This is a genomic window from Acinetobacter rudis, assembly GCF_000829675.1.
Lineage (GTDB): Bacteria > Pseudomonadota > Gammaproteobacteria > Pseudomonadales > Moraxellaceae > Acinetobacter > Acinetobacter rudis.
In genome coordinates this window covers 1-12,563 of sequence record NZ_BBRX01000013.1, presented here as the reverse complement: position 1 = coordinate 12,563, position 12,563 = coordinate 1, and the positions used below count along the sequence as shown (strand labels likewise).

The 12,563-nt window shown below is 40.3% G+C and carries 12 protein-coding genes; 2 read left to right on the top strand and 10 right to left on the bottom strand.

Annotated elements, in window-relative coordinates; genetic code table 11:
* The 5 genes from prpC to Aru01_RS02455 form a co-directional block, all read right to left on the bottom strand.
* The coding region (prpC, locus tag Aru01_RS02475) for a bifunctional 2-methylcitrate synthase/citrate synthase (protein ID WP_042111115.1) at positions 1-1,109 on the bottom strand (1,109 nt) is incomplete at its 3' end.
* A 1-nt stretch (position 1,110) separates the two neighbouring features.
* Entirely contained in the window at positions 1,111-1,995 is an 885-nt protein-coding gene (gene prpB / locus Aru01_RS02470; RefSeq protein ID WP_016654784.1) for a methylisocitrate lyase, read from the bottom strand.
* A gap of 318 nt (positions 1,996-2,313) precedes the next feature.
* Complete coding sequence (locus Aru01_RS02465) at positions 2,314-3,942, bottom strand: long-chain fatty acid--CoA ligase (protein WP_016654783.1); 1,629 nt, start codon at positions 3,940-3,942, stop codon at positions 2,314-2,316.
* 202 nt (positions 3,943-4,144) lie between these two features.
* On the bottom strand, positions 4,145-5,980 hold the full coding sequence (locus tag Aru01_RS02460) for a DUF1302 domain-containing protein (protein ID WP_016654782.1): 1,836 nt from the start codon (positions 5,978-5,980) through the stop codon (positions 4,145-4,147).
* Between the two features lie 272 nt (positions 5,981-6,252).
* A complete protein-coding gene (locus tag Aru01_RS02455; protein WP_016654781.1) occupies positions 6,253-6,855 on the bottom strand; it encodes an RBBP9/YdeN family alpha/beta hydrolase in 603 nt (200 codons plus the stop codon).
* A 291-nt stretch (positions 6,856-7,146) separates the two neighbouring features.
* Between Aru01_RS02455 and Aru01_RS02450 the strand changes: the two genes are divergently transcribed.
* Positions 7,147-8,187 carry an AraC family transcriptional regulator gene (locus tag Aru01_RS02450; RefSeq protein ID WP_016654780.1) on the top strand — a complete coding sequence of 347 codons (1,041 nt, stop codon included), beginning with the start codon at positions 7,147-7,149 and terminating at the stop codon, positions 8,185-8,187.
* Positions 8,188-8,391: 204 nt separating this feature from the next.
* Here Aru01_RS02450 and Aru01_RS02445 read toward each other — a convergent pair whose 3' ends face one another.
* Entirely contained in the window at positions 8,392-8,589 is a 198-nt protein-coding gene (locus Aru01_RS02445; RefSeq protein WP_016654779.1) for a hypothetical protein, read from the bottom strand.
* A gap of 526 nt (positions 8,590-9,115) precedes the next feature.
* On the opposite strand from Aru01_RS02445, the gene Aru01_RS02440 reads away from it, so the two are divergent.
* Entirely contained in the window at positions 9,116-9,646 is a 531-nt protein-coding gene (locus tag Aru01_RS02440; protein ID WP_016654778.1) for a GNAT family N-acetyltransferase, read from the top strand.
* 58 nt (positions 9,647-9,704) lie between these two features.
* On the opposite strand, the gene Aru01_RS02435 is transcribed toward Aru01_RS02440, so the two are convergent.
* The 4 genes from Aru01_RS02435 to Aru01_RS02420 all read right to left on the bottom strand — a co-directional run.
* Entirely contained in the window at positions 9,705-10,715 is a 1,011-nt protein-coding gene (locus Aru01_RS02435; RefSeq protein WP_016654777.1) for a YeiH family protein, read from the bottom strand.
* Positions 10,702-11,034 carry a Rieske (2Fe-2S) protein gene (locus tag Aru01_RS02430; RefSeq protein ID WP_016654776.1) on the bottom strand — a complete coding sequence of 111 codons (333 nt, stop codon included), beginning with the start codon at positions 11,032-11,034 and terminating at the stop codon, positions 10,702-10,704. Before Aru01_RS02430 ends, Aru01_RS02435 begins: the two co-directional genes overlap by 14 nt.
* Complete coding sequence (locus Aru01_RS02425; RefSeq protein ID WP_016654775.1) at positions 11,031-11,684, bottom strand: DsbA family oxidoreductase; 654 nt, start codon at positions 11,682-11,684, stop codon at positions 11,031-11,033. Before Aru01_RS02425 ends, Aru01_RS02430 begins: the two co-directional genes overlap by 4 nt.
* 21 nt (positions 11,685-11,705) lie before the next feature.
* Positions 11,706-12,563: MFS transporter (locus Aru01_RS02420; protein WP_042111111.1), on the bottom strand; the 858-nt coding region annotated here is incomplete at its 5' end.

Here is a 12,563-nt window from a genome sequence, read left to right as displayed (position 1 = left end):
ACAACTTTACGTAGTTCAGGACCTGTATATTCAGCACTTGGGCGAATGATACGGTTATCTGCACGTTGCTCCATTACATGAGCCGCCCAACCTGTTACACGGCTCATTACAAAGATCGGTGTAAACAGTTTAGTTGCAATATCCATAAAGTGATATGCAGATGCATGGAAGAAGTCTGCGTTACAGAACAACTTCTTCTCACGCCACATCACTTCTTCACAGCGTGCTGATACTGGGTAAAGTACCGTATCACCTACATCTTTCGCTAAACGCTCTGACCAGATTTTAATGATGCCATTACGTGGATCGTTGTCTTTATAGATCGCATGACCAAAGCCCATGATCTTTTCTTTACGTTCAAGTTTGCCCAACATTTCACGTTCTGCTTCATCTGGAGAAGTCCAGTTTTCAATCATTTCCATCGCAGCTTCATTGGCACCACCGTGTAATGGGCCACGTAGTGAACCAATTGCACCTGTAATACATGAATGCATATCAGAAAGTGTTGATGCACATACTCGCGCGGTGAATGTTGAAGCATTAAACTCATGCTCAGCATACAAAATAAGTGAAACATTCATTACTTGTTCATGCAATTCATTCGGTTTTTCACCACGAAGTAAATGCAGGAACTGTGCGCCGATTGAATCATCATCTGTGTTTTCATCAACACGCACACCGTCATGGCTATAACGATACCAGTAGCAAATAATGCCTGGCAAAGTAGCCAAAATGCGATCAGCAACATTTTGTTGATCAGCAAAAGAGTTTTCTGTTTCTAAGTTACCGAGCATCGATACACCTGTACGCATCACATCCATTGGGTGTGAATCCGCAGGAATACGTTCAAGTACATCTTTTAATGCTTGTGGTAAAACACGTAACGATTTAAGTTTTGCTTTATAGGCTTGTAGTTGCTCAGTATTTGGCAATTCACCAAAGAAAATTAAGTAAGCAACTTCTTCAAACTGGCAATTTTCAGCAAGATCTTGCACATCATAACCACGATAAGTCAGGCCTGCACCGCTTTTTCCTACCGTTGATAATGCCGTCTTCCCTGCAACTTGACCACGTAAACCCGCGCCAGTAAGGACTTTTCCTTCAGCCATTTTAGCTCTCCTGCTTGAATAACTTATCTAATGTATTTTCGAATGTATGATAATCAAGGAACTCGTATAATTCTTTGCGTTGCTGCATCAAATCTAATGCATTTACTTGTGTACCATTATTGCGAATAGAATGCATCACCTCTAGTGCTGCTTTTTGCATCGCTCGTGTAGCTGAAAGTGGATAAAGCACCATGCTAATGCCCTGCTCACCCAATTCATCAACGGTATAATATGGCGTATCACCAAACTCAGTAATGTTGGCCAAAACTGGAACACCAACTGCATCACAAACCGTTTTATACATCGTAATATCAGTCATGGCTTCAGCAAAAATTGCATCTGCACCAGCTTCAACACAAGCACAAGCACGATCAATTACTGCTTGTAGACCTTCTTTTTGAAGTGCATCAGTACGTGCCATCACCACAAAATTAGAGTCAGTTTTTGCATCAACCGCAGCTTTAATACGATCAACCATTTCCTGTTGAGTAACGATTTCTTTGTTTGGACGATGTCCACAGCGTTTTTGTGCGACTTGATCTTCAATATGTACTGCTGCTGCACCTGCACGAATCATTTCTTTAATGGTCCGTGCAATATTGAAAGCACCGCCCCAACCGGTATCGATATCAACCAACAAAGGTGTATCAACACGTTCAGTAATACGGCGTACATCTTCAAGCACGTTGTCTAAGCTGGTCATACCAAGATCTGGTAAACCATACGAGTAGTTCGCAACACCTGCACCTGAAACATAAATCGCTTTATAGCCAACTTGTTTTGCCATCATGGCTGCATAGGCATTTACAGTTCCAATAATCTGTAATGGCTTTTCGACTTCCAAAGCTTGTCTAAATCTTAGACCTGCAGATGTTTGTGCTGTCATTATCGCTCTCCTTCTTCGTTAGTTTTTACCGTATGTTAAAATCTTATTCCCTAACCTATCTAATATAACTCAATTTGCAACTAGAGCTTAGAAATAGAACCCATGGGTTCTATTTCATCATTAATTTTACTTCTTGAATTTTTAAACTGATATAAAGGCTGATCAAGAACAGTATCATTTCAAAGGCACGCGATGATGCCTTTGCATGATGATCTCCTTGAGAAGCTAAAAACAGGGAAATCACTCGCTGAGTAAAGTTAGAAATTCTTGCGCATTTGCTAAAATGCAATGAATAACTTATCCACGATCAGATACAACTCAACTTTCTAACAAAATTGAACCATACATTTCGCGTAATTCCTTTTTTAGAATTTTTCCTGTACCGCCAACTGGAATAGTATCAACAAAAACGACTTGATCAGGAATCTGCCATTTGGCAATTTTATTTACATAATATGTCAAGATTTCATGCGCAGTGACTTGGCTTTGTGCCTGCTTCTTTGCAATGAGTATGGGTCTTTCATCCCAACGCGGATGTATCGCAGCGATTACAGCCACCATTTCAAGTTCAGGATGGCTACTGGCAATATTTTCTAGTTCTACTGAGGAAATCCACTCACCACCTGACTTAATCAAGTCTTTAGAACGATCACAAATCTTTAAATAACCATCTTGATCAAGCGTAGCAATATCACCTGTATCGAACCAACCATCCTGCGTCAGTGCAGATTGGTCTGCAGCAAAATAGTGGCTCACAATCCAATGTCCTTTAATTTGTAAATGGCCTGCGGTTAAGCCATCGCGAGCCAGTTCATTTATACCTTTTTCCTGATCACAAATACGTAGTTGTACGCCAAATGGAGGACGGCCTTGGGCTAAACGTAAAGATAATTTATCTGTATCATCAAGTACCGTGTGTTTTGCTTTTAACTGATTTACTGCACCTAAAGGACTCGTTTCTGTCATCCCCCATGCATGAATCGTTTCACACTGATAGCGCTCTTTAAAAGTCAGCACCATCGCAGGTGGACATGCTGCACCACCAACCACATTACGTATCAAACTGGGTAAAGTACTGCCTAAATTTGCTGCAGCATTAAGTAAGCCCTGCCAAATGGTCGGTACACCTAAGGCATTGGTGACTTTATAACGGTCAATTAATTCAACCAAACTCGCCCCATCTAACATTGGCCCAGGCAAAACAAGACCACAGCCAACCATCGCAGCAGAATAAGGTATCCCCCAAGCATTGACATGAAACATCGGAACGACGGGCATTAAATTATCTTTGGCGGATAAATTAAAGGTATCTGGTAAACAACTCGCATAACTATGTAATACCGTTGAACGATGGCTATACAACACGCCCTTGGGATGGCCTGTCGTACCAGAGGTATAACATAATGAGCTAGCAAGGTTTTCATCGAACTCAGGCCAGATAAACTGATCTGATTGTTTCTCTATTAATAGGTCATAAAATAATACGTCAGGCAATGCTTTTTCAATCTCGGCATCGTAGGCATCTAAACAAATAAAATGTTCAACTCGTGGCAATGCGCTTTTAATTTCTGAAATTAGCCCGACAAAAGTCTTATCGAAAATCACAACTTTGTCATGCGCATTATTCATAATGAAAGTCAGTTGTTCTGGAAATAATCGAGGGTTAATAGTGTGACAAACATAACCACTCCCCGAGATCGCATACCATGACTCTAAATGACGATGATTATTCCATGCAAGCGTTGCAACTCGATCACCCTGTGTTAACTGGAAATGATCTAATACATTGGCAAAACGTCGAGCATTTGCTGCAACTTCACGCCAATTACTCTGTGTCATCGTTCCATCGCTATTTTTTGAAATAACCGCAGTATCTGCATGGTAACGTTCTGCATGCTCAATCAAACTGCTGATTAACAGCGGTTGACACATCATATTTCCCTTCATCTCAATGTCCTTATTACCAGCTTGTTACGGCTATCTTATAAATCGGTACTCACCGAATGAAGGGATAAAATACAAAAGTTTTTAACTTATATTTTGTCATTTCATGACAGATATTTGTCATTTGATCACAAGTGTCTACATATATTAAAAATCCTGAGTGTCTGCTCAGGATTTCTTTCAAGATATTACATCTTTACTGGGATTAAAAATTAACTTTGAAAACTAAAGAGGCAAAATCACGATCATCAATTACACTAAATTCATTTGAGCCAAAAAAATTGGTATAGGCAAGTTCAGCTGTATATTTATTTTGATATGTCGCCGAAACCGCAGCAGCGATACTCATTTGCCCTTGTTGAAAATTAGGACCATATCCATGCACATCATGTCGCAAACTTAAACTTGGACTAATCACCGTCGCAGGAAATACATCTTTATAATTTAACACCCCACGTAATCGATAGCCCATAGACCACGTAGTGTAATACCCATCACGATTACAATACTGCTCATTTAAACGGTCAACCTCATCATTAGAGAGATTAGCTGTGCCATATGTTGTACATTGATTTACCTTAGTGACTGGATCATAAGCACCTGTAGATAATTCACTACGCCCAAAAGCACCCGATCGACCTAAACGATGATTACCTATATCTGCAATATGATTAACAGCAAATTCAGCTGCCCAATTAAAACTATTTGCACCCCATAAATTCTGAATCTGGTTACTTGCACCAATGCTCCACTGTGTAACAGGTAAACTGGCATATCCTTGTGCATAATCCCCCATTTCACCACTCACACCTGGTGAGGAAAATGGTGTATCAGGCGATAACACTTGGTAATAGACTAAATCTGGACTGTTAAAATGAAGTGGCATATTTGGTTTATAGGTTAATTCACTAAAGACTGAGGTGGTTGCAACTTTACCAGCCAAACTCAAACCATACATTTTAATATCTTCAGGATAAATTGAAAAAATCGTTGCGGTATTAAAGTTTTTAGCCCCAGCGGCTGTTGCGTTGGTTCCATCAAAATGAGTCAATCGACTATGATAATTGGCAAAATACACACCCAGTTCTGCGTTATTTAAAGCGGGTAAGTTCTGTTTTAAAGCAAAACCATATTGTCCCTGATCTTTGGCCAGTTGACTGGCTGTACGAGGTATATATCGCTGTGCAGCTAATGCACCTTCCGTAGATTTATCATCTAAGCCAGCAGTAATAATTAAAGGCCCGCAACGCTCTGGAACCAGATCAGAAATCTCAAAAAATGTTCCACAGCCATCAACCACTGAAGGTCTAAATTTAAATTGGTAAAAACCTTCCAACTTAAGATGTTGATTTAAATCTGCGGCAAAGGAAAACATTTCAACAGGAATAATACGCTCTCGTGGATCGCCTCCAGGTCGATTGACCGCAACATAATCAAAAGCACTCACCGAATTTAAGCCATTTTGAAAAAACTGTGACTTCCCCCATGACAAGGTATGTTTACCCAGTTTCAAATTCAGCGATTGCTCGTCATTCAATTTAAAGTTTTTCCAAATATAAGCATCCCATAAATCGATGCCTTTAAACTTTGCTAAGCGAGGCCACTGAGAATCATCAAAGTCATATAAGTGACCATGATTGGCTTCATAGGCATGGTCGTACCAATATTTTGTACTGAGCACTGCCCCTTGCTGTGGTCCATTGAGTTTAAATTCGGTATAGCCTTTAACAATCTGTGAAATTGTATCGTATTGATCAAAGTTGACTCGGCCATTATCACCATTGACATCGATACTATAACCAGACTTTCCTGTTTTAATGGAGTCTGGGTGATAAAGTAATTCAGACGATGGCGCCTGAGTACTGATACTTTGTCCTAAACTTAAATTGGTTGTTGTTTCAAATTTCCAGTCGGGATTAATCTCTACAGTAAAAGCATAAGCTTTAGAGACAGACAAAAAAATACCCAATAAAACACAGCTGCTTTTCATCCATCGACCGTGTTTTGAAATACCCTTTATATAGACATACTGATCCACCATACCATCTCCATATCGATATGATTGAGTGAGTTAAATGACACATGCGTAAGTAAAAAATCACGACCTTGAGGTCTGAGATTTAAATATGCAAAGTCGCGTTATAGTTTTTGAAATACAGACATGTTTTATTTTCCTTAATGATTCTTCAGACCATTCCTTGGCCTAAAATCAAAATAACCGTGTTGAAATAGAACCGATCACTTCTGTTGTAGCTCAATCGATTTTTTGGGATTTTTCATGGGCAATATCATTGTTATTATTTGCCCAGTTCTTTATGTTGTGATGGCACTGTCTGCTATAGTGCTATCGAGTTGTCGAATCAACTGTTCTGCCTCTGGCCAAGGGCCAAAACCAGCTGCTGGGTTCATATGCCCAACTTCCCCCAAATCTAAAACCTGACTGCCCCAATGCTGTGCCATTTTCATCACTGCGTCATAACTGGCCAATGGATCATTCCGACTTGCAACCACGAGGCTTGAAAAGGGAAGTTTTTGCTGAGGCAAAGGTATCCAGCCTTGTTCATTTAACGCTTTGGATGTTGGATAGTTTTCTGGCCAAGTTGCATTAAGATCAGGAGGAGTCACCAACAACGCAGCTTGAATCTGCTGTTGCTTAGAATAGTAGTGCGCGGCCCAATGCACAGTCATCAATACACCAGCACTATGTGCCACTAAAATCACAGGACCATCGATTTGCTCTAACTGCATTTGAATGGCTTCAAGACGTTTGGAACAGTTCAATTTGTCAGTTTGTAAAGGCGGCACACTCCGCACTTTAGCCAACCGTGATTGCAGATGCGTTTGCCAATGTTCAGCCACATGATCACGTAAACCAGGAATGATCAGTACTGTAGCTTGAGTCTGTATTTTTTCCATATTGACACCTCCATATGTCAGGACCATCAGGCTAAATTCTTATCTCTACCTTAGAGTGCTCCTTTAAATGACGAGGTACATTGCATGTCATTGGCTTTTCATTTCACGACAAATTCAAATTTAAAAATTCATGATGGTCATAGATCACTTTACTCAGCAAAAAACATCATAAAACTCACAAGAATTATTGATAAATGCTTTGCATAGAAAGTCCTTTTACAAGCTGAGCATTTTAGATATAAGTAGAAGCTAACCAGGATGAGGTTATTTTAAAGATAAGGAGATAAGAACATGGTGCCTTTTGCACATACGGCAGTGCTTACCAACTATTTAAACGTGAGCCAACAGCTTGATCTCAACACTTTTTCTTTATTATCAAGTGTCGGACTTTGCCAATCCCAACTGGCTGACAGTAAACAGCGCATTCCCGTTGATAAAGCCATTACCTTATTAGAAGCCTCAGCACTGAGCAGTGGCTGTGAAGCTTTTGGTTTGCGTATGGCGGAGTTAAGACAACTCTCTGATTTTGGCGAAGTCAGCTTGTTACTCAGTTACCAACATACATTACGCGATGCTTTAAAAATTATTAGTCGTTATCGCAATTTACTCAACGATGCGCTGGCAATCTATGTGGAGGAAAGTGGTCATACTGCTATTATTCGCGAGGAGGTGGTCACACCTGCCTCACTCTATAGTCGTCAGGCCACAGAACTTGCCGTGGGTACAATGCATCGATTGTGTGCGACGCTTTTACAGCATAAGTGGCGACCAACCAGTGCGCATTTTACCCACAGTGCGCCTAAAGATCTGTCCATTCATCGACGTGTGTTTGGCTGTACACTCGAATTTGGTAGTGAGTTTAATGGACTCGTGTGCAATGCATCTGAACTAGATCAAATCAATCCTTTAGCCAATACAGCGATGGCTGATCATGCACAACGGTTCTTAGATATTTTGCAAAATGACTGTGAGCCATCATTAATTTTAGATATACGCAAAAGTATATATCTACTCTTACCTATGGGCCGTGCCACACTTGATCAGGTTGCCCATGCACACGATATAAATGTTCGTACACTACAACGTCGATTAGAGGCAGCGCAGACCAGTTTTAGTGATCTGATTAATGATGTACGACGTAATCTAGTATTTCGTTATTTAAAAAATTTAAATTATTCATTAAGCCAAGTTTCTGACATATTGGGTTACTCAATGCCAAGCTCATTTACTCGATGGTTTATTAACCAGTTTGGCGTATCTCCAACGGTCTGGCGTGAAAATAATAAGGTGTTAATACAACAAGATATTCATTTACCACAGAAAACATCATAATATGCAAAAGCCCTAGCGATTATACTAGGGCCATAAAAACATATTTTAATTAGCCATAAATTATATAAAATATAATATCAAGTTAAATAAAATATGTTCTATCAGCCTAATCAATAATTAGATTTATCTTAATAAAAATCGTCATATATGATTATTGCTTGAGTATAAATATGTGTTGATATTACACACATAAATACACTTAACTTACTCTGCTGTTGGCATTTCAGCAGCTGAAGCGTCAGAAGCTGGTTGGTCAGCAGCAGGAGCTGGTGCTTCAGTTGTAGTTGTCTCAGTAACAGGCGCTTCTGCTGGAACAGCAACGTCTGCAGCTGGTTCTGCAGCAAATGTTTGTGAAGTCACAACTAACGCGATTCCGGCAAATGCAAGTTTAACTAATTTCATGTGAATGTCCTTTTAATAAAAAAAATGTAAAGTGTATTAGCTAGCACACAGGGCGTTATCGTTGCATAAAACATTAATATAAACATTATCTTACGTTAACTTTATGTTATTTCATGTAATTAATTAACTTAAGTAATTGAAATATATAGGCTGAAAAATTCTTAATTTATTCAAATTTCAAAAATTGGTTTTTAAAAAATTTGATCTATTTAACAATAATTGTAATATTTGTATTAAAAACCACGCACAAATTTATTTAGAGTGATAAAACTTGCAGTTAATTTAATATTATGCCGAACCATCTAAGCCAATACATATTCTAAATTTTCACATTTTAATTTCACATTTTGTGACATTTAGTTTAAAAAATAATCATTATATGCATTTTTGAAATGGATAAACATCATTCATTTTTGATGATTTTAATACTGAAACTTTACATTTATTCACGCCATTCAGCCTGATTTATTTCTTTGAGTTAATTATAATCGAACAAATATTTATCACTCAAAATTTGTGGGGCTTCATGCTGGAAACACCGCGTTTAATCTTAAGACAGTGGCAACTCACAGACCAACAAGCTTTCATTGCGATGGGCCAAGATCCAGATGTCATGCATTATTTCCCAAAGTGTTTAAGCAAAGAAGAGAGTCTAAAATTCATTGAAGCGGTTACCGAAATCATTCAGCGTCAGGGCTGGGGTTTCTGGGCAGTCGAATTAAAAACCACAGGACAATTTATCGGTTTTGTCGGCTTACATGAGCAAGCCACACAATTTGATTTTTCTCCATGTGTAGAAATTGGCTGGCGCTTGACTAAATCTTTTTGGCGACAAGGTTATGCCACAGAGGCTGCGCAGGCTGCTTTAGATTACGCTTTTCATACCCTTCAACTGGAAAAAGTCGTGTCTTTTACTGCTGTCGCGAATCATCCTTCTGAAGCCGTTATGCAAAAACTAGGCATGAACAAGGTGGGAGAATTTAATCATCCTAAACTCCCTGCACAGCATCACTTAGAGCGGCATGTTTTGTATGAATTAAAAAAGCCCAGTGCATAAGTACTCTACCCACTCATGCACTGGACATAAACTCAATTACCGCATGTATGGTGCTAGCTTAAAATAACCATTTCATCATCAACAGCACCAAAACGACAAGGAATATACTTTCACCAAGCATGAGTAGAATTGGCTTAATTCCAACCGAAGCCAAAGCTTTTAACTGTGTTTTCATTCCCAGTGCACTAATCGCGGTGACCAAACACCAGCGTGATAAATCATTTACACCTGTTTGGATGTTTACAGGTACCCAGCCAGTACTGTTGATACACACCATAATGATAAAACCCACGGCGAAAAATGGCAGTAATGGCGGCCGTGCCCCTGTTCCATCAGCACCTTGCATACGCGTAATCATTGCAGCACAGACAATTACTGGTAATAACATTGCAACACGCATTAATTTAACTACCGTGGCAATATCACCTGTTTCAGTCGACATGCTATATCCAGCGCCAACGACTTGAGCCACATCATGAATCGTTGCGCCTAAAAACACGCCAGCAGCAGAGGGTGATAACTCTAACCAGTTGGCAATCATTGGATAAAAAATCATGGCAATAGTTGAAAATGCAGAGACCACAATAACCGTAAATAAAGTCGCTTTTTCTTTTTGTGGATGATTGGGCAATGCGGCAGATAACGCTAATGCTGCCGATGCACCACAGATCGCAGTTGCCCCACCAGTTAACATGCCAAAAATACCCTTAAACCCCATGACACGTGCAACGAGCATAGACACTAAAATGGTAATCACCACCAAACTCAAAACCAAAACTGAAATCTGCCAACCCAGTCCTGCAATTTGTTCTAAGGTAATTCGCATACCCAATAGGCCAATGCCGATCCTTAAAACTGTGCGCGAAGTAAACTCAATCCCTGCCTTACAAGGGCCTTCAACCGCCAGAAAATTAACGGCCATTCCCAGCATCAAGGCAAATAACATCACTGGAGCAGCATAATGATCTGCTAAAAAAGTTGCCGCAGCCGCGACAATTAAACTGACTAAAATACCAGGCAATAATTCACGTGAACGTTGTATCAAATCTGCGACATTAAAGTGCTGCATATTGCTCTCCACGATTGAGCACAATAAAGACCTGTTCACCCTGAACTTCCACGAGATAAGTACTCAGTTTCATTTGAGTTGAATGAAGTAAGTATCCTGTAGCCAGATCAAATCGCAAACCATGAGCGCAGCATTGCAGAATTTGTCCCTCTAACTTACCTGACCACATTGAGGCACCTTGATGAGGACAACTATCTTCAAATGCATAAAACACTGAGGCGATATTAAACAGTGCAATGGTCTTCCCTTCGACAAACAATAAACTTCGTCCATCTACAACAGGAACTTTTTCCGAAGGAACTAAGAATCGAAAACTCATGCAGGCCATCCTTGTGTTGCTAAGGCTTCAAACATGCTGTCACATAATACATGTGCTGGATGTGCGCCAGCTAAAGCCAAGCGACCATCAAAAATAAAATAAGGAACACCATGACCACCTGTGTTTGCAGAATGAAAAACTTGCTCGGCAGCATTTAAATCAAGTGCCAGTTGTGGCTGGCTATAACCACATTCAGCCGCAATCTGAAATAACACTGTACTTTCAGTCAAATCTTCACAGCGCTGAAAATATGCAGCAAAGAGGCGTTCCAAGAGCTGCTCTTGTTGTTCTGGTGTAGCGAGCTCTTGCACACGTGCAAATAGTCGATGTGCTTTTACGGTATTGGGCATTCGTTTAATTTTAGAAAAATCAATCTCCACGCCAACCGCCTGAGCGGCGTGTTTTACCTGTGCTTGACGTCTTTCGACATTTTCGCTGTTGCCGAGTCGCTCTTGATAAAATGCTTGAAATGGCACACCGTCTATTGGCAACTGTCGAATTAACTGCACACCATGCCAATGTACGATGACATCTACATCAGTATGTGTGCGTTTGAACTGTTGCAATGCTGCCTGCAATTGACGTTTACCAATCAGACACCAAGGACAAATAAATTCAAAGAAAACATCTATATGCAATTTGCGTGTCATATTTTTCATCCATTATTCTGACTAAAGTGATCCATGTTTTTGCTCTTGCTCAAGCTGATGCAAAGCACCCTGTAACTTACCAAGTTGCGCCATGTCACGGTGATAATGATATTTGGCAAATAATAGAACCATAGCAGCGACGATACTGATCAAAGGCATAAGCTGAAATGCAGCGTGCAGTCCAATCACATCGGATACTTTTCCCACCAAGAGCGGCCCTAAAGCCAACCCCAATAAATTGTTAGCCAAAGTTAAAGTGGCAAAAGCTGTAGCATGTACCGAATAATGTGTGAGATTTGCGACCATAGCACTGGTAGGCCCATTGGTACCGATCGCAATAAACATCCCAAGACAAATCATTACCAGTTGGAGCTGGCCCGCAGGTAATGCAAAAGCAATCGACAGGATCAAACAACTCAATAAGCAGTAGCCAATGGCTAAACTGACTTTACGATCAGGACGGTTTTTTCCTAGGCGATCACATAACATGCCGCATAAGATCGTACCCACGGCGCTACATAAAACAATCACGGCTGAGGTGATTCCAGCCTTATCTGTACTCATGGCATAAAAGCGGTTGAGGTAACTGGGCATCCAAACGATGACAGAACCCCCTACAAAAAGTTGTAAACCACTGCCAATATACGTGGCTACAACGGAACGGCTTGAATATAAGGTTCGTAGCGGATTTTTTATTTGAGCAACCTTTTCCCCTGTTGCTGTGATCAACTGAGGGGAAACGATTTTTCTTTCTTTCACCACGACTGGATAGAGCACAGCAAGAACTAAACCAAAGATCGCCATGCAACCAAAGGCCCAGCGCCAACCATAATGCTCAGCAAGTACTCCGCCTAGCGCCATACCCAAAAATGAACCGAA